Below are 21,966 nucleotides of genomic sequence, written 5' to 3' on the forward strand. Positions count from 1 at the left end.
GGCGGTCCGTGCCACACTTTCAGCGCGATGGACATATCAGGGACCCAGCTGCGAGCCGTACGCGCGGCGCTGTTCACGGCACTGGTCGTGACGCTCAGCACCGCGTCGCACGTGCTGCTGTCGCGCGTCCCGCTGCCGCTGGGCACCGTCGCCGCGATCGCCGCGGCCGTGTTCGTCCTCGCCTACGCCCTCGCGGGCCGCGTCCGCGGCTTCGGCGGGATCGCGGCCCTGCTGATCCCGCTGGAGCTGGCCGCCGACACGGTCTTCACCGCGGGCCAGCACGCCTGCTACGGCGCGGCGGGCGGCCCGATCGCGGGCCCGCTGCGCTCGGTGGGCCTGGACATGCTGTGCGCCGGTGAGGTCGGCGGCCCGCTGGCCCGGGTCGCCGGGACCGGCCAGGACCGCTTCGCCACCCTGCTGGCCAACGCCCACCCGGGCACCGCCTGGCTGCTCCTCGGCGCCCACGTCGGCGTCGGACTGCTGGCCTCCTGGTGGCTGCACCGCGGCGAGCGTGCCCTGGACCGGCTGCTGCGGGCGGCGGCCACCACCACCTTCCGGCCGCTGCGGCTCGCCGTCGCCGCGGTGCGCGCGCACCGCGCCCCGGCCCGCGTCCGGCTGCCGCGGCCCGCGCGGCGTACGGCTCCCGCCCGCGACCTGCTGCTCACCCACTCCCTGGGACGGCGTGGACCGCCGTGCCGGGTCGTCGCCCTCGGCTGAACCCCAGCGCCAGCGCTGAGCCCCGAGCGGCACACCCGAGCACGACCACCACCCCGTACACCCCCGCGCACCGGTATGCGCGCGTCCCACCCGGAGAACACCATGAGCAAGCGGAACACCCAGGCGTCGAAGCAGGCGGCCCGTGAGCGGCTGCGCGAGGAGCGCGAGCGCCAGGCCAAGCGGGACAAGGTGAGGCGGCAGCTGATCGTCGCCGCCTCGATCGTCGGCGTCCTCGCGATAGCGGGCGGCATCGGCTACGCCGTCGTCCAGAACAACCAGCCCACCAAGTGGGAGGAGGCGGCGAAGGCCACCGTGGTCGCCCCGGCCAACACCTCCGGCAAGGACGGCACCACCGTCCTGGTCGGCGACTCCAAGACCGACAACGTCGTCCACCTCTACGAGGACCCGCGCTGCCCGGCCTGCGCCACCTTCGAGCAGAACATCGGCGAGACGGTCAACAAGGGCGTTCAGGACGGCGACTACAAGCTGTCCGTCACCATCGGCACCTTCCTCGACGGCAACCTCGGCGGCGAGGGCTCCAAGAACGCGCTGAGCGCGCTCGGCGCCGCGCTGAACGTGAGCCCGGAGGCGTTCCTCGACTACAAGGCCGCGCTGTACTCGGCGGAGTACCACCCGGAGGAGTCCTCCGACGACCTGGCCGACGACGCCTACCTGATCAAGATCGGGGACACCGTCGACGCGCTGAAGAACAACAAGAAGTTCCAGGACGCCGTCGAGCAGGGCACCTACGACGCCTGGGCGATGAAGATGAGCAAGACCTTCGACGACACCGAGGACGTCAGCTCCACCCCGACCATCAAGATCAACGACAAGGTGATCACCAACCCGGGCACCGTCGCCGACTGGGAGAAGGCCCTCAAGGACGCGGGCGTCACCGAGTAACGCCCCACCGGGTAGCGCGCGGCACACGGACGGGCGAACTCCCCGGGGTTCGCCCGCCCTTCATGTCCGCGCCCTTACCGAGGGACTTACCGATCAGTAATCTGATCGCCCGTGACCCGTAGCCACAGATCCCACACGGACCCCGACAACCTCGCTCCGCGCCGCCGTACGGTCGTCAAGGCGGCCGCCGCCGGAGCCGTCCTCGCCGCCCCGCTGGCCGCCGCGACACCCGCGCGCGCCGCCGCGGTGGCCCCCGCCTTCCTGCACGGCGTCGCCTCCGGCGACCCGCTCCCCGACGGCATCCTGCTGTGGACGCGCGTGACGCCCACCGCGGAGGCGGTCCCCGGCTCCGGGCTCGGCCCGGACGTGACCGTCTCCTGGACGGTCGCGACGGACCGGGCGTTCACGAACGTCGTCAGCAAGGGCTCGCTCACCGCGACCGCCGCCTCCGACCACACCGTGAAGGCCGACATCCGCGGGCTGAGGCCCGCGACGGACTACTGGTTCCGCTTCTCGGCGGGCGGCACGGACTCCCCGGCGGGCCGCGCCCGCACCGCCCCGGCCGCCGACGCCGCCGTGGCGGGCCTGCGCTTCGGCGTGGTCTCCTGCTCCAACTGGGAGGCCGGGCACTTCGCCGCGTACCGCCATCTCGCCGCCCGCGGCGACCTCGACGCCTGGCTGCACCTCGGCGACTACCTCTACGAGTACGGCACCGGCGAGTTCGGCTCCCGCGGCACCGTCGTACGACCGCACGCGCCCGCGCACGAGATCCTCACGCTCGCCGACTACCGCGTGCGGCACGGTCAGTACAAGACCGACCCCGATCTCCAGGCGCTGCACGCCGCCGCCCCCGCGATCGCCATCTGGGACGACCACGAGATCGCCAACGACACCTGGTCGGGTGGCGCCGAGAACCACACCGAGGGCGCGGAGGGCACCTGGGCCGCCCGGCAGGCCGCCGCCAAGCAGGCCTACTTCGAGTGGATGCCGGTGCGCCCGGCGATCGCGGGCACCACCTACCGCAGGCTGCGCTTCGGCAAGCTGGCCGATCTGTCGCTGCTCGACCTGCGGTCCTTCCGCTCCCAGCAGGTGGCCGTCGGCAACGGCTCGGTGGACGACCCGGAGCGCACCCTGACGGGGCGGGCGCAGCTGGACTGGCTGAAGGCGGGACTGCAGTCCTCCGACACCACCTGGCGGCTGGTCGGCAACTCCGTGATGATCGCGCCGTTCGCCATCGGCTCGCTCTCCGCCGAGCTGCTCAAGCCGCTGGCCAAGCTCCTGGGTCTGCCGCAGGAGGGCCTCGGCCTCAACCCCGACCAGTGGGACGGCTACACCGACGACCGGCGCGAAGTGCTGGCCCATCTGCGGTCCCACGCGATCCGCAACACCGTCTTCCTGACCGGTGACATCCACATGGCCTGGGCCAACGACGTGCCGGTGAACGCGGGCACCTATCCGCTGTCCGCGTCGGCGGCCACCGAGTTCGTGGTGTCCTCGGTGTCCTCCGACAACCTCGACGACGCCCTGAAGGTCCCCGAGGGCAGCGCCTCCGCCCTCGCCGCGCCGGTCATCCGGGCCGCCAACCGGCATGTCCAGTGGGTCGACACCGACCGGCACGGCTACGGCGTCCTGGACCTGACCGCGGACCGCGCGCAGATGGACTACTACGTGCTGTCCGACCGCACGAAGGCGGACACGGCCTCGTCCTGGGCCCGTTCGTACCGCACGCGCAGCGGCACCCAGAGGGTCGAGCGCAGCTACGACCCGGTGTGACCCCGACGAGCCACCGTCGACTTTCAGCCAACCGCGACTCGTTTGCGCGCGGTTAAGGGCAGATCACGTCGCTACGGCGGGTGGTGTGAGCCGCGGTCCGAATACGGACACACCACCCGCCCTGGTCACCGCGCCCGTTACGTCGAGGTCTCAAACTCCGGACGGCCGGTCAGTTCATCTCCCCGATTGCCCCTGTTCGTCGGTTATTTGATTGGGCTTGATCACTCCTCTTCCGGCCTGGTCATGTCCACGTAATCTCCGGGCGGATGGCCAGGAAGACCCCTGTGCCTCCCTCCCCACCGCATCCGCCAGGAGTCAACATGCGTGCGCTTGCCCGGATATCACCCCTTACGAGCAGACGCCTTCTCGGCACCGCCGTCATGGCCGGAACCCTGATGCTCGCTCCGCTGTCGGCCCCCACCGGCATCGCCGCGGCCGGCACCCTGTCGGCCGCCGAGTGCGCCGAGGACACCGACACCCACGCCGCGGCCCGCGAGGCCCGCCCCGGCGCCGGTGAGCACATCGCCGAGCCCAACGAGATCAGCGCCGCCCGCGCCCAGGCGATGGACGCCGACCTGCGCAAGAGGCTCGACCAGCTGCCGTCCGGCCGCCGGGGTCTCAGCGCCGCCGCGGCGACCAGCATCCCCGTGTACTTCCACGTCATCCACGACGGCGCCGCGGGCAAGCTCACCGCCACCGACGTCAACGCCCAGATGAACGTGCTGAACGCGGCGTACGCGGGCCAGGGCAGCGGCAACACCGACTCCGGCTTCCAGTTCACCCTGGCGGGCACCGACTACACCGACAACGCCGCCTGGTACAACGTCGGCTACGGCTCGCAGGAGGAGAAGGCCATGAAGGCCGCCCTGCGCACGGGCGGCGCCAACGCGCTCAACGTCTACACCGCCAACCTCGGCGGCGGCCTCCTCGGCTGGGCCACCTTCCCCAGCTCCTACCGGTCCAGCCCGACCATGGACGGCGTCGTCCTCCTCGACGCGTCACTGCCCGGCGGCTCGGCCGCCAACTACAACCAGGGCGACACCGCCACCCACGAGGTCGGCCACTGGCTGGGCCTCTACCACACCTTCCAGGGCGGCTGCAACGGCAGCGGCGACTACGTCGACGACACCCCGGCCGAGAAGAGCGCCGCCTACCAGTGCCCGGAGGGCCGGGACAGCTGCGCCCGCCAGTCGGGGGTGGACCCGATCCACAACTTCATGGACTACACCTACGACTCCTGCATGTACCAGTTCACCGCGGGCCAGGTGACGCGCATGCAGCAGAACTGGGCGGCGTACCGAGCGGCGGGCTGAGCCCGCTACAGCGTGTCGAGGAAGCCGAGCGCCACCCGCCAGGTGGCCTCGGCGGCCTCGCCGTCGTAGTCCGGCAGACCGGGGTCGGTGTACAGGTGCCCGGCCCCGGCGTACCGGTAGACCTCCACGTCCGCGCCCGCCCTGCCCATCTGGAGATACCAGGCGCTCAGCCAGTCGTCCGTCTCGAACGGGTCCGGCTCGGCCACGTGCAGCTGCACCGGCAGCTCGTCCACGGCGGCGTTCGGCGCGATGTCCGAGGTGCCGTGCAGGAGCAGCAGCCCGCGCGCCTTCTCGTCGCCGAGGGCGAGGGTCTGCGCGATGGACGCGCCCAGGGAGAACCCCGCGTACACCAGGCCCCGCGCCGAGTACGGCGCCGCGGCCAGCACCGCCCGTCTGAGCAGTTCGTCCTTGCCGACCGCGTCCTTGTGGGCCATGCCCTCCTCGACCGTCTCGAAGGTCCGGCCCTCGAACAGGTCCGGCGTCCAGACCTCGTGTCCGGCCGCGCGCAGCCGGTCCGCCGCCGCGCGCACCGCGGGGCGCAGTCCATAGGACGAGTGGAAGAGCATGATGTTCATGAGGCCATGGTGCCAGCCGGGTACGACACCACACCTTCGCTGCCCTACCCCGAACGTTCCCGAAGTCACATGTTCAGTCCCGCCCGACGGCGGTTACGTTCGAAGGCATGGAGAATCTGCTCCGCCCACTGATCGTGGTCGGCGGCTCGGTCGTGCTGACGCTGTTCATCGGCTGGGTCACCGACCGTCTGCTGTGCAAGGCCGACCAACGCCACCCCGAGACCCCGATGTGGGGTCTGCTCAGGCGGGGTCGCATCCCCTATCAACTCGTGCTGTGCGCGGCGCTGCTACGAGGCTCCTACGACTCCGCCGCACTGCTCCAGGAGCACGAGGTCGGCATCGGCCGGGTACTGACGCTGGTGCTGATCGGCGCCGCCGCCTGGCTGGTGATCAGGATCGCGGCGGCGATCGTCGAGACGTCGTACACCCGCTACGCCAGCAACCGCGCCCAGCGCGACCCCGCCCGGGTCCGCCGGGTCCGCACCCAGGTGTCGCTGATCATGCGCGTGGTGGCGGCGATCGTCGGTGTGGTGGCCGTCGCGGCGATGCTGCTGACGTTCCCCGCGATGCGCGCCGCGGGCGCCTCGCTGCTGGCGTCGGCGGGCATCATCGGCATCGTCGCCGGTGTGGCCGCCCAGTCGACGCTCGGCAACATGTTCGCGGGGTTCCAGATCGCCTTCGGCGACATGGTGCGGCTCGGTGACACGGTCGTGGTGGACGGCGAGTGGGGCACCGTCGAGGAGATCACACTGACCTACCTCACGGTCCGCACCTGGGACGAACGCCGGATCACCATGCCGGTGTCGTACTTCACCTCCAAGCCCTTCCAGAACTGGACGCGCGGCACGGCGCAGCTCACCGGTGTCGTCTACTGGCAGCTGGACCACTCGGCGCCGATGGAGGCCATGCGCGACCGGCTCCGGGACATCCTGCGCAACTGCGAGGCCTGGGACGGCCGCGACTACAACCTGTCGGTCACCGACAGCACCCCCAACACCATGGAGGTGCGGGCCCTGATGACCGCCAAGGACGCGGACGACGTCTGGACGGTCCGGGTCACGGTCCGCGAGCAGATGATCACCTGGCTGGTCAAGGAGCACCCCTACGCCCTGCCGCGCGTCAACACCGCTGACGCCGCCCTGCCCAACGGCATCCCCCGGCCGTCCTCCCCCGACGGCGCACCGCGCCGCGCCCACACGACACCGCGGATGGAACGCGGCTGAGCCCCGGAGGGCACGGGCGGGTCAGCCGTAGGTCTCCGCGCGGACCTGGTCGAGGGCCAGCTGGAGGTCCTCGGGGTACTCGCAGGCGTACTCCACCCACTGGCCGTCGCCCGGGTGCTCGAAGCCGAGGCGTACGGCGTGCAGCCACTGCCGGGTCAGGCCCAGCCGCTTGGCCAGCGTCGGGTCCGCGCCGTAGGTCAGGTCGCCGACGCAGGGGTGGCGGTGGGCGGCCATGTGGACCCGGATCTGGTGGGTGCGGCCGGTCTCCAGCTTCACGTCGAGCAGGGAGGCCGCGCGGAACGCCTCGATCAGGTCGTAGTGGGTGACGGAGGGCTTGCCGTCCGCGGTGACCGCCCACTTGTAGTCGTGCTGGGGGTGGCGGCCGATGGGCGCGTCGATCGTGCCGCTGGTCGGGTCCGGGTGGCCCTGGACGAGGGTGTGGTAGCGCTTGTCGACCGTGCGCTCCTTGAACTGGCGCTTGAGCGACGTGTACGCGTACTCCGACTTGGCCACGACCATCAGGCCCGAGGTGCCGACGTCCAGCCGGTGCACGATGCCCTGGCGCTCGGCGGCGCCGGAGGTCGAGATGCGGTACCCGGCGGCGGCGAGACCGCCGATCACCGTCGGCCCGGTCCAGCCCGGCGACGGGTGCGCGGCGACGCCGACCGGCTTGACTATCACGACCACGTCCTCGTCGTCGTGCACGATCTCCATGCCCTCGACGGGCTCGGCGACCACCTGCACCGGCGCGGCGGCCTGTGGCATCTCCACCTCCAGCCAGGCACCGCCGCGCACGCGCTCGGACTTGCCGACCACCGTGCCGTCCACGAGCACCTTGCCCGCCGCCGCCAGCTCGGCCGCCTTGGTACGGGAGAAGCCGAACATGCGGGAGATGGCGGCGTCGACGCGCTCGCCCTCCAGGCCGTCCGGCACGGGCAGGGTACGGATCTCGGGAATCGTGCTCACCCGTCGAGTATGCCGGACGGGTCGGACAGTCCCGTACGAGAGCCCGTCCGCCCGGCCCCGGGGCGCTCAGTCCCTGTGGACGGTCCCGTCCGGGTCGAGGCCCCGGAACGACAGCAGCACGATCAGGATGCCGCCGCACACGATCGCCGAGTCCGCGAGGTTGAAGACGGCGAAGTGCTTGGGCGCGATGAAGTCGACGACCGCGCCCTCGAAGACACCGGGCGAGCGGAAGATCCGGTCGGTGAGGTTGCCGAGCGCCCCGCCGAGCAGCAGCCCGAGCGCGACGGCCCAGGGCAGGCTGTAGAGCTTGCGGGCGAGCCGGGCGATCACCACGATCACCACGGCCGCGATCATCGTGAAGATCACCGTGAAGGCCTCGCCGAAGCCGAAGGCCGCGCCCGCGTTGCGGATGGCCTCGAACCGCAGCCAGTCCCCGATGATCTCGATGGGCTCGTGGCCCTCCAGCTTGGCGACCACAATCATCTTGCTGATCAGATCGAGGGCGTACGCGACGACGGCGACCGCGAACAGCACGGCGATCCGCCGCTTGCCGCGCGGTCGCGCGTCCGGGCCCCGCGGCTCATCCGTGCCGGGCACACCGGCCGTCGCGGCGGTCTCCCCGGCCGCACCGGCCCCCGACGCCGGGCCGCTCCCGTCGGACCGCTCGCCCGACGCCGTGTCGTCGCCGGGTCGCTCCTGCTCGGCCCGCGCCGCGTCCGGAGTGTCCGGCGTACCGATGATCCGCTCCGCCTCTGCCACGTGAGTCCCTCAACCTAGGTGCCTGACTGAGCACGAGGGTACGGCACACCGTGCGGGACCCACGTGCGCGGCTCAGTACCGGCGTTCCTGCTTCTGCTTGCACTCCACACACAGGGTCGCCCGCGGGAAGGCCTGCATCCGCGCCTTGCCGATCGGGTTGCCGCAGCTGTCGCACAGGCCGTAGGTGCCCGCGCCGATCCGTTCCAGCGCGCGCTCGGTCTGGGTGAGCATCTCGCGCGCGTTGGCGGCCAGCGCCAGCTCGTGCTCGCGCGTGATGTTCTTGGCGCCGGTGTCCGCCTGGTCGTCGCCCGCGCCGTCCCCCGAGTCCCGCATCAGGCCCGCCAGGGACCGCTCGATCTCCGCGATCTCGGCGCGCAGCCGGTCCGCCTCGGACACCAGCTCGGCGCGCGCCTCCGCCACCTCCTCCGGAGTCCAGGGGTCCTCACCGGGGCGCACCGCCAGTTCGCCGGGCTCCGCCGCGGCGATCCGCGCCTTGGGGACGGCCGTCTTGGCCGCCGTGACCGTGCCAGGAGTCTTCTTCGCAACCACCGTCGTGGCTCCCGTCTGCTTCGCGGCCTCGGCCACGCCCGCCTTCTTGGCCGTGCTCTGCTTGGCCGTCGTCTTCTTGGCCGTAGTCCTCTTGGCCGCACTCTTAGTGGTGCTCTTAGTGGTGCTCTTAGCGGTGCTCTTCGTAGTGCGCTGGGTGGCGCCCTTGGTCGTGCTCCTCGCCGTGCTCTGGGTGGCGCTCTCGGTGGCGCCCTTGGCCGCCTCCTCGACGGCCGTCCTCTCGGCGGTCGTCTCCTCGGCGACAGCCTTCTTCTTCGGGGCGGCCGTCTTCTGAGCGGCCGTCTTCCTGGCAGGCGCCTTCTTGGCGACCGCCTTCTTCCCGGTCGCCGCCTTCCCGGCGACCGTCTGCTTCTTCCCGGTCCCCGTCTTCTTGGCGACCGACTTCTTCCCAGCAAGCGCCGTCTTCTCCACAGCCGCGGCCTTCTCCGAGGCCGTCGCCGTCTTCTTCGGGGCCGTCGTGCTCTTCTTCCCCGCCACGTCCTCGGCCGCACCTCCGGAGGCCTTCGCGGACCTGCCGGACGCCTGCTGTACGGCGGTCTTCTTCGCCACCATGGCCGCGGCCCCTTCACATATTGTGATCTTGCACGCGAATCGTGCTGGGACGATAAATCGACTTCAGTCCCGCGGCAACGGGGCACGCCGCCCGATTCGCCCGGCCCACGACCCCACCGCGACCGGCATGCATCCGTTGTGCCCAGCTCCCCGCCGGGTAATCCGCGGGGCCGCCCTTCCCGGGATGCGAACGCCCCGACCTGACCATTCGGGTCAAACCGCACCCGGCGGCGCCGCACCGAAAACCGGTCGGCCACTGTCCGCGGGGCGCCGTACACTGGGCGGAGCGAGAAGCGTCGATGGGGACGAGTAGTGTCGTACGCAGCCCAGAGCGACCCGGGGACGGTGTGAGCCCGGGGGTGAGCGCGATGTGAAGATCACCCCGGAGCCGCCGGAAGAAAGCCCGAGCGCAGCGAGCGACGGCGAGTAGACCCGGCATCGCGACCCCAATGAGGGGGCTCACCGGTGCACACCCCGCACCGGAGGGCCAAGGAGGGTGGTACCGCGGGAGCGCGCCGAGGCGGCGCAGGAAAGACACAGCTCTCGTCCCTCCGGACGGAAGGCAGCAAGTCCGCCGGAGGAAGCTCGCTCATGACATCGCCTACGTACCGCCAGGTGCCCGCCCAGGTCGACCTGCCCGCCCTCGAGCACGCCGTGCTCGACTTCTGGCGCGAGCAGAAGATCTTCGCCAAGAGCCTGGAGCAGTCCGAGGGCCGCCCCGAGTGGGTGTTCTACGAGGGCCCGCCCACCGCCAACGGCATGCCGGGCGCCCACCACATCGAGGCGCGCGTCTTCAAGGACGTCTTCCCCCGCTTCCGCACCATGCGCGGCTACCACGTGGCCCGCAAGGCGGGCTGGGACTGCCACGGCCTCCCGGTGGAGCTGGCGGTCGAGAAGGAGCTGGGCTTCAGCGGCAAGCAGGACATCGAGGCCTACGGCATCGCCGCGTTCAACGACAAGTGCCGCGCGTCGGTGACCCGCCACACCGACGCCTTCGCCGAGCTGACGACCCGCATGGGCTACTGGGTCGACCTCGACGAGGCGTACCGCACGATGGACCCCGAGTACATCGAATCGGTCTGGTGGTCGCTGAAGGAGATCTTCGACAAGGGCCTGCTGGTCCAGGACCACCGCGTCGCCCCCTGGTGCCCCCGCTGCGGCACCGGCCTGTCCGACCACGAGCTGGCGCAGGGCTACGAGACGGTCGTCGACCCCTCGGTCTACGTCCGCTTCCCGCTGACCTCCGGCCCGCTGGCGGGCGAGGCGGCCCTGGTCGTCTGGACGACCACCCCCTGGACGCTGGTCTCCAACACCGCCGTAGCGGCCCACCCCGAGGTCGCCTACGTCGTCGCGACCAACGGCGAGGAGAAGCTCGTCGTCGCCGAACAGCTGGTCGGCAAGGCGCTCGGCGAGGGCTGGGAGCCCACCGGACAGTCCTTCACCGGCGCCGAGATGGAGCGCTGGACCTACCAGCGCCCCTTCGAGCTGGTCGAGTTCCCGGCCGAGGCGCACTTCGTGGTCAACGCCGAGTACGTCACCACCGAGGACGGCACCGGTCTGGTCCACCAGTCCCCCGCCTTCGGTGAGGACGACCTCAAGGTCTGCCGCGCGTACGGCCTGCCCGTGGTGAACCCGGTCCGCCCGGACGGCACCTTCGAGGCGGACGTCCCCCTCGTCGGCGGCGTCTTCTTCAAGAAGGCCGACGAGAAGCTCACCGAGGACCTCGGCGCGCGCGGCCTCCTCTTCAAGCACCTGCCGTACGAGCACAGCTACCCGCACTGCTGGCGCTGCCACACCGCGCTGCTGTACTACGCGCAGCCGTCCTGGTACATCCGCACCACGGCCATCAAGGACCGCCTCCTCCAGGAGAACGAGAACACCAACTGGTTCCCGGACACGGTCAAGAACGGCCGGTACGGCGACTGGCTGAACAACAACATCGACTGGGCGCTCTCCCGCAACCGCTACTGGGGCACCCCGCTGCCGATCTGGCGCTGCGAGGACGACCACCTCACGGTAGTCGGCTCCCGCGCGGAGCTGACCGAGCTGACCGGCACCGACCAGTCCGGCCTCGACCCGCACCGCCCGTACATCGACGACGTGACCTTCGCCTGCCCGAGCTGCGCGAAGACGGCCACGCGCGTGCCGGAGGTGATCGACGCCTGGTACGACTCGGGTTCGATGCCGTTCGCGCAGTGGGGCTACCCGTACAAGAACAAGGACCTGTTCGAGTCCCGCTACCCGGCGCAGTTCATCAGCGAGGCCATCGACCAGACGCGCGGGTGGTTCTACACGCTGATGGCCGTCGGCACCCTGGTCTTCGACAAGTCGTCGTACGAGAACGTCGTCTGCCTCGGTCACATCCTCGCCGAGGACGGCCGGAAGATGTCCAAGCACCTGGGCAACATCCTCCAGCCGATCCCGCTGATGGACCAGCACGGCGCGGACGCGGTGCGCTGGTTCATGGCGGCCGGTGGCTCGCCCTGGGCGGCCCGCCGGGTCGGTCACGGCACCATCCAGGAGGTCGTCCGCAAGACGCTCCTCACCTACTGGAACACGGTCGCCTTCCAGGCCCTGTACGCGCGCACGTCGAGCTGGGCCCCGTCCGAGGCCGACCCGGCCCCGGCCGACCGTCCGCTCCTCGACCGCTGGCTGCTGTCCGAACTGCACGCGCTGACCGACCAGGTGACCCAGTCCCTGGAGGCGTACGACACCCAGCGCGCGGGCAAGCTGCTGTCCGCGTTCGTCGACGACCTGTCCAACTGGTACGTCCGCCGCTCCCGGCGCCGCTTCTGGCAGGGCGACAAGGCGGCGCTGCGCACCCTGCACGAGGTCGTCGAGACGGTCACCAAGCTGATGGCCCCGCTGACGCCGTTCATCACCGAGCGGGTCTGGCAGGACCTGGTCGTTCCGGTCACGCCGGGCGCCCCGGAGTCGGTGCACCTGTCGTCGTGGCCGGAGGCGGACCTGACCGCCATCGATCCGGAGCTGTCGCGGCAGATGGTGCTGGTGCGCCGCCTGGTGGAACTGGGCCGGGCCACGCGCGCGGAGTCGGGCGTCAAGACCCGCCAGCCGCTGCGCCGGGCCCTGGTGGCGGCGACGGGCTTCGGCGCGCTCTCCCCCGAACTGCACACGCAGATCACGGAGGAGCTGAACGTCGAGTCGCTCGCCTCCCTCAGCGAGGTCGGCGGCAGCCTGGTCGACACCACCGCGAAGGCCAACTTCCGCGCCCTGGGCAAGCGGTTCGGCAAGCGCGTCCAGGACGTGGCCAAGGCCGTCGCGAACGCGGACGCCGCGGCGCTCTCCCTCGCCCTGCGCGAGGGCACGGCGTCGGTGGAGGTCGACGGGGAGACGATCACCCTGGCCCCCGACGAGGTCATCATCACCGAGACCCCGCGCGAGGGCTGGTCGGTGGCGTCCGACGCGGGCGCGACGGTCGCCCTCGACCTGGAGATCACCGACGAGCTGCGCCGGGCCGGTCTCGCCCGGGACGCGATCCGGCTGATCCAGGAGGCCCGCAAGAACAGCGGCCTCGACGTGGCCGACCGGATCGCGCTGCGCTGGACCGCCGCCGACCCGGAGACCGTGGCCGCCCTCACCGAGCACGCGGGCCTGATCTCCGACGAGGTCCTCGCCACGGACTTCGCCCAGGGTGAGGCGGACGACACCTACGGCTCGGCCTTCTCGGACGAAGGGCTGGCGCTGACCTTCCGGCTGCGCAAGGTGTAGCCGGACGCGGGGCGCGCGCTCACCCGCGCGCCCCGCGCACCTCAGCACACCCAACGCGATCAACGCAATCAACGCAATCAACGCAATCAACGCGAGTAAAAGGGGCGGGCCCCGGATCGGAATCCGGGGCCCGCCCCTTTTGAACGCTGCCGACGACTACGGCGTACTACTGGCCACGCGGGCCGTCAGTTGTCGTCCTCGTCGATGAGGAACCCGCGCATCGGCGAGGGCGCCTGGCCCATCGGCGACGGACCCTGCGGACGCACCGGCGCCATCGGCTGGGTCATCGCGGGCGACATCTGCTGCTGGCCACCGTAGGACGGACCGGCCGGGGCCGGACCGCCGCTGCCCATGCCCTGGTTGCCGCCGTAGGACGGGGCACCCGCACCGGCCGGAGCCATCGAGGGCGCCGGGGACGGCGGCAGGGAGGCCGCGGCCGGGGTGCGCGGCGGAGCGAGCGAGTCGTCCGCCTGGGTCTCCAGCTGGCGCAGCTGCGACTCCAGGTAGGACTTCAGCCGCGTGCGGTACTCGCGCTCGAAGCCGCGCAGATCCTCGACCTTGCGCTCCAGCGTGGCGCGAGCGGACTCCAGGGAGCCCATCGCGACGCGGTGCTTCTCCTGCGCGTCCCGCTCCAGGGCGTCGGCCTTGGCACGGGCGTCCCGCTCCAGACCCTCGGCACGCGAACGCGCCTCACCCACGATCTTGTTGGCCTCGGCGCGCGCCTCGGCGATCGCCTGGTCGGCGGTCTGCTGGGCGAGCGAGAGAACCCGGGCGGCGCTGTCGCCACCGGGGCCCTGACCGGGCATGCCGGGGCCACCGTGGCCCGGACCGCCCATGGGACCGCCCATCGGGCCGGGTCCCATCTGGCCCTGCATCTGGCCCTGCATCGGGCCTTGGCCCATCGGACCCTGGCCCATCGGGCCCTGGCCCATCGGACCGGGACCCTGCGGACCCTGCCCACCCGGGCCAGGGGGCAGCTGCGGAGCACCGCTGGGCAGCTGGGGCGGACCACCCATGGGGCCACCCATCTGCTGCTGCGGCGGGCCCGATATCCCGGCGGGCACCGGAGCGCCGGGACCGCCAGGACCACCGGGGCCGCCAGGCCCACCCGGTCCGCCGGGACCAGGACCGCGCATGCCCTGCTGGGGGTGCTGCTGCTGGTCCTGCTGCTCCGGGGGCTTGCGCATGTTCTGCTGGTTCTGCGCCGCGGCACGAGTGGCGGCGGCCAGCTTGGCGCGCAGGTCCTCGTTCTCCCGCAGAAGACGGGTCAGTTCGGCTTCGACCTCGTCGAGGAAGGCATCGACCTCGTCCTCGTCATAGCCTTCTCGGAGGCGGACGGTCGTGAACTGCTTGTTCCGCACGTCCTCGGGGGTCAACGGCATCTCTTCACCTCAACGTAGTCGTCGGCATTCGGCAAGACGGTAGGTCACATCGCTCACAGCCGGCTCACCACGGAGATCAGGATGTAGACGATGATCATCAGTACGAAGAAGGACAGGTCGAGCGCCACGCCCCCGAGACGCAGCGGCGGGATGAACCGCCGCAGAAGCTTGAGCGGTGGATCAGTGACAGTGTAGGTGGCCTCCAGAACGACCACCATCGCCTTGCCGGGTTGCCATGAGCGGGCGAACTGGAAGACGTAGTCCATGACCAACCGGAAGATCAGCACGATGAGGAAGCACATCAGCGCGATGTAGACGACATCCAGGACCACGCTCATGACTCGTGCTTCCCTCTCCCCTGTTTCCCGTACTTCTACCAGTCGTGCGGTCGTGCGTCTCAGCTCTGGTTGAAGAACCCGCCCTCTGCGATGCGGGCCTTGTCCTCCGCCGTGACATCGACGTTAGCAGGCGACAACAGGAACACCTTCTGCGTCACCCGCTCGATGCTGCCGTGAAGACCAAACACCAAACCGGCCGCAAAGTCGACAAGTCGCTTGGCGTCTGTGTCATCCATCTCAGTCAGATTCATGATCACCGGAGTGCCTTCACGGAAGTGTTCCCCGATGGTACGGGCCTCGTTGTAGGTCCGCGGGTGAAGCGTGGTGATCCGGTAAGGCTCTCGTTCCGACACGACCTTGGGCATGATCACCGGTGCGTTCTTCTCCAGGCTTGCGCGTTCTTGTGTGATGGACGCCACGGGCGCGATGCGCGCCGGACGCCCTGATTCCGCGGCGAGCGAAGCGGATCGGGGGACGGGGTCGCGCGGCGCGGGCGGCTGTACGACTCGTACCCCTTCGTCCCTTTGGGACTGATGTGAGCCGTGCGACTGGTGGGACGGCTCGTGCCGCCGGTGGTCCCGCTCGGGCTCCGGGTCCAGTTCCGGTTCGAAGTCGTCATCGGGGTCGAATCCCCGGCCGTCGTACCCATCGTCCTCCACGAGGCCGAGGTAGACCGCCATCTTGCGCATCGCGCCGGCCATGCTCTGAGTCCTCCGCTCTGTGGTGGATCGGCTGACGACTGCCAAGTGCCCGCGATCCACGAGGTCGTTATGTCCGCCCTTCGACGGTAATGACCATATTTTCTGCTGTGGTCCGACTTCTTGGCGACGTTACCCGAGCCTGCGGCGGACTCCGAGTACCGCGCTGCCGACGCGCACATGTGTCGCTCCGGCCGCCACGGCCTGCTCGAGGTCCGCACTCATTCCTGCCGAGACCATGTTCGCAGCCGGATGGCTTCCGCGCAGGTGGGTCGACAAATCCATCAACCGCTCGAACGCCGCGCGTTCGCGTCCGGCGTACTCCCCGGTGAGCGGGGCGACGGTCATCAGCCCGGCGAGCCGCAGCCCCTCGGCCGCCGCCACGAGGTCGGCCAACTCTTCGATTCCGGCGGGCGCGACACCGCCCCGCTCGCCTCTCGCGCTCTCCCCCGCGTCGAGCGCGACCTGGAGGAGACACCCGACCTGACGCCCGGCGCGCACGGCCTCCCGCGACAGCGCCGTCACCAACTTCGCACGATCGACGGACTGCACGACATCCGCGTAACCCACCACGGAACGCACTTTGTTGGTCTGCAACTGACCAACGAAGTGCCAGGTGAGGGGCAGATCCGAGCATTCGGCGGCCTTGGGCGCCGCGTCCTGGTCGCGGTTCTCGGCGACATGCCGAACCCCCAGCTCCGCCAGGGTGCGCACATCGCTCGCCGGGTAGGTCTTGGTGACCACGATCAGGGTCACCCCGTCACGGCGGCGCCCGGCGGCGGCGCACGCGGCGGCGATGCGTTCCTCCACCTTCGCGAGGTTCGCCGCGAGTTCGTCCTTACGGTCCGTCATGCCCCATCAGTCCAGCCAGACATAGCCCGCGAGCCGCCCGGTGGTGCGGTCGCGGCGGTACGAGAAGTGATCGGCCGACTCCAGCGTGCACACCGGCGACTGCTCCCGGTCGCACACCCCGAGCCGGTCGAGCTGCGCGTGCACCCCGGCGGCCACGTCGACCGCCGGTGTGCCCCAGCTCGTCACGGCGTGCGCCGCCGGTTCCGCCGCGGCCACCTCCGCGCGCATCGCCTCCGGCACCTCGTAGCACCGGCCGCAGACGGCGGGGCCGGTGCGGGCGACGATCCGGGACGGTTCGGCACCCAGTTCCATCATCGCGCGTAGCGCGGCGGGAACGACGCCCTTGACCAGGCCGGGACGGCCCGCGTGCGCCGCGGCGGCGACCCCGGCGACCGGGTCGGCGAGCAGGACGGGCACGCAGTCGGCGGTGAGCACGGCGAGCGCGAGCCCGCGCCCGGTGGTGACGATCGCGTCGGCCTCGGGAACCGGCCGGTCCCCCCAGGGTCCGTCGACCACCGCCACGTCGGCGCCGTGCACCTGGTTCATCCAGACCACCCGGCCAGCTTCGAGACCGAGCGACTTGGCGGCCAGTTCGCGATTGGTGCGTACGGCCTCGGGGTCGTCGCCGACCGCGCCGCCGAGGTTCAGCTCCTCGTACGGAACGGCGCTCACCCCGCCCCACCGGTCGGTGAAGGCGAAGTGCGCGCCGTTCACGGTGCTCTTGCCGGAGCGCTTTCCTATCACTTCAGGAAGTCCGGGACGTCCAGTTCCTCGGCCGCGCTGTCCGTGTAGCTGCGCGACGGCGGCACCGGCGGCTGGGGCTGGATGTCGTTCACCGGCTCCGGGACGGGCTCCGGCTCCTCCTTGGGCTTGACGCTGCCCAGCGAGCCGAAGGTCGGACGGCTCTCGGGGGCGGGCCGCACCGGCGTGGGCTCCTCGCGCTTGGCGGAGGCCGAGCTGAGGACGTTGTCCCGCTTGGCCGGGGGCTGGCCGCCGTCGAACCCGGCCGCGATCACGGTGACCCGGACCTCGTCGCCGAGGGCGTCGTCGATGACCGCGCCGAAGATGATGTTGGCCTCGGGGTGGGCGGCCTCGCTCACCAGCTGGGCGGCCTCGTTGATCTCGAACAGGCCGAGGTCGGAGCCGCCGGAGATGGACAGCAGCACCCCGCGGGCGCCGTCGATGGAGGCCTCGAGGAGCGGCGAGGAGATCGCCATCTCGGCGGCGGCCACCGCGCGGTCGTCGCCGCGGGCCGAGCCGATGCCCATCAGCGCCGAACCGGCCTCGGACATGACCGACTTCACGTCGGCGAAGTCGAGGTTGATCAGGCCGGGGGTGGTGATGAGGTCGGTGATGCCCTGGACACCGGAGAGCAGGACCTGGTCCGCCGACTTGAAGGCGTCGAGGACGGAGACCTGGCGGTCCGAGATGGACAGCAGCCGGTCGTTGGGGATGACGATGAGGGTGTCGACCTCTTCGCGGAGTTCGGCGATGCCGTCCTCCGCCTGGTTGGCGCGGCGCCGTCCCTCGAAGGTGAACGGGCGCGTGACCACGCCGATGGTGAGCGCGCCCAGCGAGCGGGCGATGTTGGCCACGACGGGCGCGCCGCCGGTGCCGGTGCCGCCGCCTTCACCGGCGGTCACGAAGACCATGTCGGCCCCCTTGAGGACCTCCTCGATCTCCTCGCGGTGGTCCTCGGCGGCCTTGCGGCCGACGGCCGGGTTGGCTCCGGCGCCGAGTCCGCGGGTGAGTTCCCGGCCGACGTCCAGCTTGACGTCGGCGTCGCTCATCAACAGGGCTTGCGCGTCGGTGTTGATGGCGATGAACTCGACGCCCTTGAGACCGACCTCGATCATCCGGTTGATGGCATTGACACCACCGCCGCCGACACCGATGACTTTGATGACTGCGAGGTAGTTCTGCGGTGCTGCCACGTCGAAGGCCTCTCGCCTCGAGTTACGTGCCGCCGAATCCCGGGACGCGCTGCGCCCCGCGATGCGACGACTGATGCCGAATGGGACGGTCCGTAGTGCCGACCCGAACCCTAACGCTGAAGTTTAGGGTTACCAGTGTGTCTGTTCCCTGGAGTCTTCTGAACAGGACACTAAGTCGACAAGTGGCGCACGTTCAACGAACACGCCGAACCTCCCGTTTTTCTTTTCACCCTATGTGATCAGGCGTAGCGCTGCCCAACCAGGGTGCTGGCCTGCGCGGATGTGCGTCAACTCCCCGATGACGCCGGGGCGGTGGGAACGCTCACGTCGAAGTGCCGGGCGCCGGGCGCCGCTTTCATCAGAGCGGTGAGGGTACGGGCCTTCGCCGCGCCCTTCTCCGCGCTCCCCCACGCGACGGTCCGGCCGCCGCTCAACTCCAGCGAGATGGCGTCGTAGGAACGGACCTTGACGACCTGGGTGTCCCGGGCGACGGCGGCCGGGAGGGCCGCCGCGGCGCGGACCGCCTCCCGCACCAGCCGACCCTCGCCGAAGCGCCGCAGACTCGCTCCGGCCGAACCCGAGCGGGAGGGCGCCAATTTCAGCAGCGGAACGCCTCTGATTGCTTGTGAAACCGTGGCGAAACGGACACCTTCATCGTCGACTTCGACGAATCCGCCCGCATTGCCGGAATTCTCCATGAGCAGAACCGGGGTGCGCTCGGCGACTTTCAGCCCGATTTCCCGGGGCCAGGAACGGACCACGTCGACCGAGTCAATTCGGGGCAGCTTCCGGCGCAGTCGGCTCTCGATGGCCTCGGTGTCGAGGGAGACGAGCGGCGTCCCGAGGGGGACGTCGGCGGCCTCGCGCACCTGCCCGGACGTCAGCACGCGCGTGCCGGAGACGGTCACCCGCTCCACGCGCAGCCACTGCGAGCCGTAGAACAGCCAGCCGCCGCCCGCGCCGAGCAGCACCAGGGCGAGCGTCAAGATGATGATCGTACGAAGCCTCGGTGGCCGTAGCCGCCGGACGGGAGGCGGGCCGGACGGCTCCTGCTGACGTGCCCCGCGCTCGGCGGTGGTGGGTCCGGCCACGCTTCCTGCCTTCCGTCATGCGTTCCTAGGGCCTGCCGTGCGGATCATGCCGCAGACGCGGGTCAGCACCGCCGATTTCCTGCGTCCTGACCCGAACGCAGGCTCTAGCGGTGTGCACGGGCGGCGGCGATCGCCTCGTACACCATGCCGACGAGGAGTTCGTCGGCGTCCCGGCGGCCGAACTCGCCGGCGGCGCGGGACATCTCGTACAGCCGGTGCGGGTCGGCCAGCACCGGCAGAACGTTCTGCTGCACCCACTCCGGGGTGAGTTCCGCGTCGTCGACCAGCAGTCCGCCGCCCGCCTTGACCACCGGCTGGGCGTTGAGCCGCTGTTCGCCGTTGCCGATGGGCAGCGGGACGTAGGCGGCCGGGAGCCCGACGGCGGAGAGTTCGGCGACGGTCATCGCGCCCGCGCGGCAGAGCATCATGTCGGCCGCGGCGTACGCGAGGTCCATCCGGTCCACGTACGGTACCGGGATGTACGGGGGCATCCCCGGCATCTGGTGCACCTGCGGCAGTTCGTTCTTCGGGCCGACCGCGTGCAGGATCTGGATCCCGGCCTGCTGGAGCCAGGGCGCGACCTGCTGAACGACCTCGTTGAGGCGCCGGGCGCCCTGTGAGCCACCGGAGACCAGCAGCGTCGGCAGGTTGGGGTCGAGCCCGAACGCCGCGCGCGCCTCGGGGCGTACGGCGGCCCGGTCCAGGGTGGCGATGGAGCGGCGCAGCGGGATGCCGATGTAGCGGGCGCCCCGCAGCTTGCTGTCAGGGGTGGAGACGGCGACCTGGGCGGCGTACCGGGAGCCGATCTTGTTGGCGAGGCCGGGGCGGGCGTTGGCCTCGTGGATGACGATCGGCACCCCGAGCCGCTTGGCGGCCAGATAGCCGGGCAGCGCGACATAGCCGCCGAAGCCGACCACGGCGTCCGCCTTGGTGCGCTCCAGGATCTGCTCGGCCGCCTTGATCGTGCCGCGCAGCCGGCCCGGGACGGTGATCAGCTCGGGCGTGGGCTTGCGGGGCAGCGGCACCGCGGGGATCAGCGCCAGCTCGTAGCCCCGTTCCGGCACCAGCCTGGTCTCCAGGCCGCGCTCCGTGCCCAGGGCCGTGATCCCCACGGTCGGGTCCTGCCTGCGCAGGGCGTCCGCGAGGGCGAGCGCGGGCTCGATGTGGCCGGCGGTCCCCCCACCGGCGAGTACGACATGCACCGAAATTCACCGCTCTCCGGACGAGCGCGCCGGGGCGCGCCGTCGCATCGTGTTCCATCTCCGGGGGCTCCGGTCCGACACCGGGCCTCCAGTCCCCCGCTTTCTACCAAAGCGGGGGTGCCGCATCGCAAGCGCCGCCCGCGCAGCGGGCTCGTCCCGCGCGAAGGCGATCAGCAGCCCGATGGCGAACATGGTCGGCAGCAGGGCGGAACCCCCGTAGGAGAACAGCGGGAGCGGGACCCCGGCGATCGGCAGCAGACCGAGCACCGCACCGATGTTGATCACGGCCTGGGCCGTGATCCAGGTGGTCACGCCTCCCGCGGCGTACCTCACGAAGGGGTCCTCCGTGCGTCCGGCCACGCGGATACCCGCATAGCCTAGAGCGGCGAAGAGGGCGAGTACCGACAGCGTCCCCGCCAGGCCCAGTTCCTCACCGGTGACGGCGAAGATGAAGTCGGTGTGCGCTTCAGGGAGTTGGCCCCATTTTTCCACACTCGCCCCGAGTCCGGAACCGAAGAGTCCGCCGGAGGCGAGCGCGTAGATGCCGTGCACCGCCTGCCAGCAGGAGCCGTCGGAGCCCATCTCGGTGGCGCCGATGCAGCCGAAGCGTTCCAGCCGGTTGGAGTTGGTCTTGATCAGCACCGTGCCGATCAGCGCGGCTACGGCCAGTACCCCGATGAACAGACGGGTGGGCGCGCCCGCCAGCCACAGCAGGCCGAACAGGATCGCCGTCAGGATGATCGCCGTACCCATGTCGCCGCCGAGCATGATCAGGCCGAGCAGCATGAAGGCGACCGGGACGAGCGGCACCAGCATGTGCTTCCACTGCGTGAGCAGCCTCTTGTCCTGCTTGCGGGCGAGCAGGTCGGCGCCCCACAGCACCAGGGCGAGCTTGCCGAACTCGCTCGGCTGGAGCTGGAAGGGACCGCCGACGGAGATCCAGTTCTGGTTGCCGTTCACCGCGACCCCTATCCCGGGCACCTGGACCAGGGCCATCAGGAAGACGGCGCCCGCCAGTATCGGGTAGGCCAGCGCCCGGTGCAGCTTCACCGGCATGCGGGAGGCGGCGTACAGGAGTACGCCGCCGAGGGCCGCGGCCAGCAGTTGCTTGCGGAAGAAGTACGAGCCGCCGAGCGACATCTGGAGCGCGGTGATCTGGGAGGCCGAGTAGACCATCACCAGGCCCAGCACGGTGATCAGGAGGCTGCCGCCGAGGATCAGGTAGTACGCGGTCAGCGGCCGGTCCCAGGCACGGCGTGCCCGGGTGGTCAGCCGCGCCACGGGGTTCTCGCGCGGCGTACGGGGCGGAACCGGCCGACGGGCACCCCGCTGCACGGGCGGACGCCCGGTACGGCTACCGGGCATCGCTACCCCCGGGCCGCGCACCGGACG

At 70.9% G+C, this 21,966-nt stretch carries 19 protein-coding genes; 6 read left to right on the forward strand and 13 right to left on the reverse strand.

Going from position 1 to position 21,966, the window contains the following annotated elements; all coding sequences use genetic code 11:
• Window positions 1-27: 27 nt before the first annotated feature.
• The 4 genes from ACFVQG_RS16485 to ACFVQG_RS16500 all read left to right on the forward strand — a co-directional run bounded on the left by ACFVQG_RS16485 (window position 28) and on the right by ACFVQG_RS16500 (window position 4,706).
• Window positions 28-717, forward strand: a complete 690-nt coding sequence (locus ACFVQG_RS16485; protein ID WP_383382583.1) for a hypothetical protein — start codon at window positions 28-30, stop codon at window positions 715-717.
• 102 nt (window positions 718-819) lie between these two features.
• Complete coding sequence (locus tag ACFVQG_RS16490) at window positions 820-1,620, forward strand: DsbA family protein (RefSeq protein WP_383382586.1); 801 nt, start codon at window positions 820-822, stop codon at window positions 1,618-1,620.
• Window positions 1,621-1,731: 111 nt separating this feature from the next.
• A complete protein-coding gene (locus tag ACFVQG_RS16495; protein WP_383382589.1) occupies window positions 1,732-3,393 on the forward strand; it encodes an alkaline phosphatase D family protein in 1,662 nt (553 codons plus the stop codon).
• 320 nt (window positions 3,394-3,713) lie between these two features.
• Window positions 3,714-4,706 (forward strand): zinc metalloprotease, encoded by a 993-nt coding sequence (locus ACFVQG_RS16500; protein WP_383382591.1) that lies wholly within the window; start codon window positions 3,714-3,716, stop codon window positions 4,704-4,706.
• A 5-nt stretch (window positions 4,707-4,711) separates the two neighbouring features.
• Here the strand turns inward: ACFVQG_RS16500 and ACFVQG_RS16505 are convergent, their stop codons facing one another.
• Window positions 4,712-5,281 (reverse strand): dienelactone hydrolase family protein, encoded by a 570-nt coding sequence (locus tag ACFVQG_RS16505; RefSeq protein WP_383382594.1) that lies wholly within the window; start codon window positions 5,279-5,281, stop codon window positions 4,712-4,714.
• A 107-nt stretch (window positions 5,282-5,388) separates the two neighbouring features.
• Here ACFVQG_RS16505 and ACFVQG_RS16510 point away from each other — a divergent pair, with 107 nt between their 5' ends.
• On the forward strand, window positions 5,389-6,504 hold the full coding sequence (locus tag ACFVQG_RS16510) for a mechanosensitive ion channel family protein (protein ID WP_383382597.1): 1,116 nt from the start codon (window positions 5,389-5,391) through the stop codon (window positions 6,502-6,504).
• A gap of 21 nt (window positions 6,505-6,525) precedes the next feature.
• On the opposite strand, the gene ACFVQG_RS16515 is transcribed toward ACFVQG_RS16510, so the two are convergent.
• The 3 genes from ACFVQG_RS16515 to ACFVQG_RS16525 all read right to left on the reverse strand — a co-directional run bounded on the left by ACFVQG_RS16515 (window position 6,526) and on the right by ACFVQG_RS16525 (window position 9,348).
• The gene (locus tag ACFVQG_RS16515; RefSeq protein ID WP_383382602.1) at window positions 6,526-7,470 is read right to left on the reverse strand and encodes an RluA family pseudouridine synthase; all 945 of its coding nucleotides are present in this window, start codon (window positions 7,468-7,470) and stop codon (window positions 6,526-6,528) included.
• A gap of 66 nt (window positions 7,471-7,536) precedes the next feature.
• Window positions 7,537-8,229, reverse strand: coding sequence for a signal peptidase II (lspA, locus tag ACFVQG_RS16520; RefSeq protein WP_383382607.1), 693 nt, complete (start codon window positions 8,227-8,229; stop codon window positions 7,537-7,539).
• Between the two features lie 72 nt (window positions 8,230-8,301).
• The gene (locus ACFVQG_RS16525) at window positions 8,302-9,348 is read right to left on the reverse strand and encodes a TraR/DksA C4-type zinc finger protein (RefSeq protein ID WP_383382610.1); all 1,047 of its coding nucleotides are present in this window, start codon (window positions 9,346-9,348) and stop codon (window positions 8,302-8,304) included.
• Window positions 9,349-9,939: 591 nt separating this feature from the next.
• On the opposite strand from ACFVQG_RS16525, the gene ileS reads away from it, so the two are divergent.
• Complete coding sequence (ileS, locus tag ACFVQG_RS16530) at window positions 9,940-13,077, forward strand: isoleucine--tRNA ligase (RefSeq protein ID WP_383382612.1); 3,138 nt, start codon at window positions 9,940-9,942, stop codon at window positions 13,075-13,077.
• A 185-nt stretch (window positions 13,078-13,262) separates the two neighbouring features.
• Here ileS and ACFVQG_RS16535 read toward each other — a convergent pair whose 3' ends face one another.
• From ACFVQG_RS16535 to ftsW, 9 genes are all read right to left on the reverse strand, one after another.
• Window positions 13,263-14,459 carry a DivIVA domain-containing protein gene (locus ACFVQG_RS16535; protein ID WP_383382615.1) on the reverse strand — a complete coding sequence of 399 codons (1,197 nt, stop codon included), beginning with the start codon at window positions 14,457-14,459 and terminating at the stop codon, window positions 13,263-13,265.
• A 53-nt stretch (window positions 14,460-14,512) separates the two neighbouring features.
• Window positions 14,513-14,797 carry a YggT family protein gene (locus ACFVQG_RS16540; RefSeq protein ID WP_033318070.1) on the reverse strand — a complete coding sequence of 95 codons (285 nt, stop codon included), beginning with the start codon at window positions 14,795-14,797 and terminating at the stop codon, window positions 14,513-14,515.
• A gap of 59 nt (window positions 14,798-14,856) precedes the next feature.
• A complete protein-coding gene (locus ACFVQG_RS16545) occupies window positions 14,857-15,498 on the reverse strand; it encodes a cell division protein SepF (protein WP_383382618.1) in 642 nt (213 codons plus the stop codon).
• A 129-nt stretch (window positions 15,499-15,627) separates the two neighbouring features.
• The gene (locus ACFVQG_RS16550; RefSeq protein ID WP_383382621.1) at window positions 15,628-16,347 is read right to left on the reverse strand and encodes a YggS family pyridoxal phosphate-dependent enzyme; all 720 of its coding nucleotides are present in this window, start codon (window positions 16,345-16,347) and stop codon (window positions 15,628-15,630) included.
• Window positions 16,348-16,353: 6 nt separating this feature from the next.
• Window positions 16,354-17,061 (reverse strand): peptidoglycan editing factor PgeF, encoded by a 708-nt coding sequence (gene pgeF, locus ACFVQG_RS16555; RefSeq protein ID WP_383383824.1) that lies wholly within the window; start codon window positions 17,059-17,061, stop codon window positions 16,354-16,356.
• A gap of 26 nt (window positions 17,062-17,087) precedes the next feature.
• Window positions 17,088-18,281, reverse strand: a complete 1,194-nt coding sequence (ftsZ, locus tag ACFVQG_RS16560) for a cell division protein FtsZ (protein WP_383382624.1) — start codon at window positions 18,279-18,281, stop codon at window positions 17,088-17,090.
• 287 nt (window positions 18,282-18,568) lie between these two features.
• A complete protein-coding gene (locus ACFVQG_RS16565) occupies window positions 18,569-19,372 on the reverse strand; it encodes a cell division protein FtsQ/DivIB (RefSeq protein WP_383382627.1) in 804 nt (267 codons plus the stop codon).
• A 104-nt stretch (window positions 19,373-19,476) separates the two neighbouring features.
• On the reverse strand, window positions 19,477-20,574 hold the full coding sequence (murG, locus tag ACFVQG_RS16570) for an undecaprenyldiphospho-muramoylpentapeptide beta-N-acetylglucosaminyltransferase (RefSeq protein WP_383382630.1): 1,098 nt from the start codon (window positions 20,572-20,574) through the stop codon (window positions 19,477-19,479).
• Window positions 20,575-20,580: 6 nt separating this feature from the next.
• A complete protein-coding gene (gene ftsW / locus ACFVQG_RS16575; protein ID WP_383382633.1) occupies window positions 20,581-21,939 on the reverse strand; it encodes a putative lipid II flippase FtsW in 1,359 nt (452 codons plus the stop codon).
• Window positions 21,940-21,966: the final 27 nt, after the last annotated feature.

The organism is Streptomyces sp. NPDC057877, assembly GCF_042796855.1.
GTDB lineage: Bacteria > Actinomycetota > Actinomycetes > Streptomycetales > Streptomycetaceae > Streptomyces.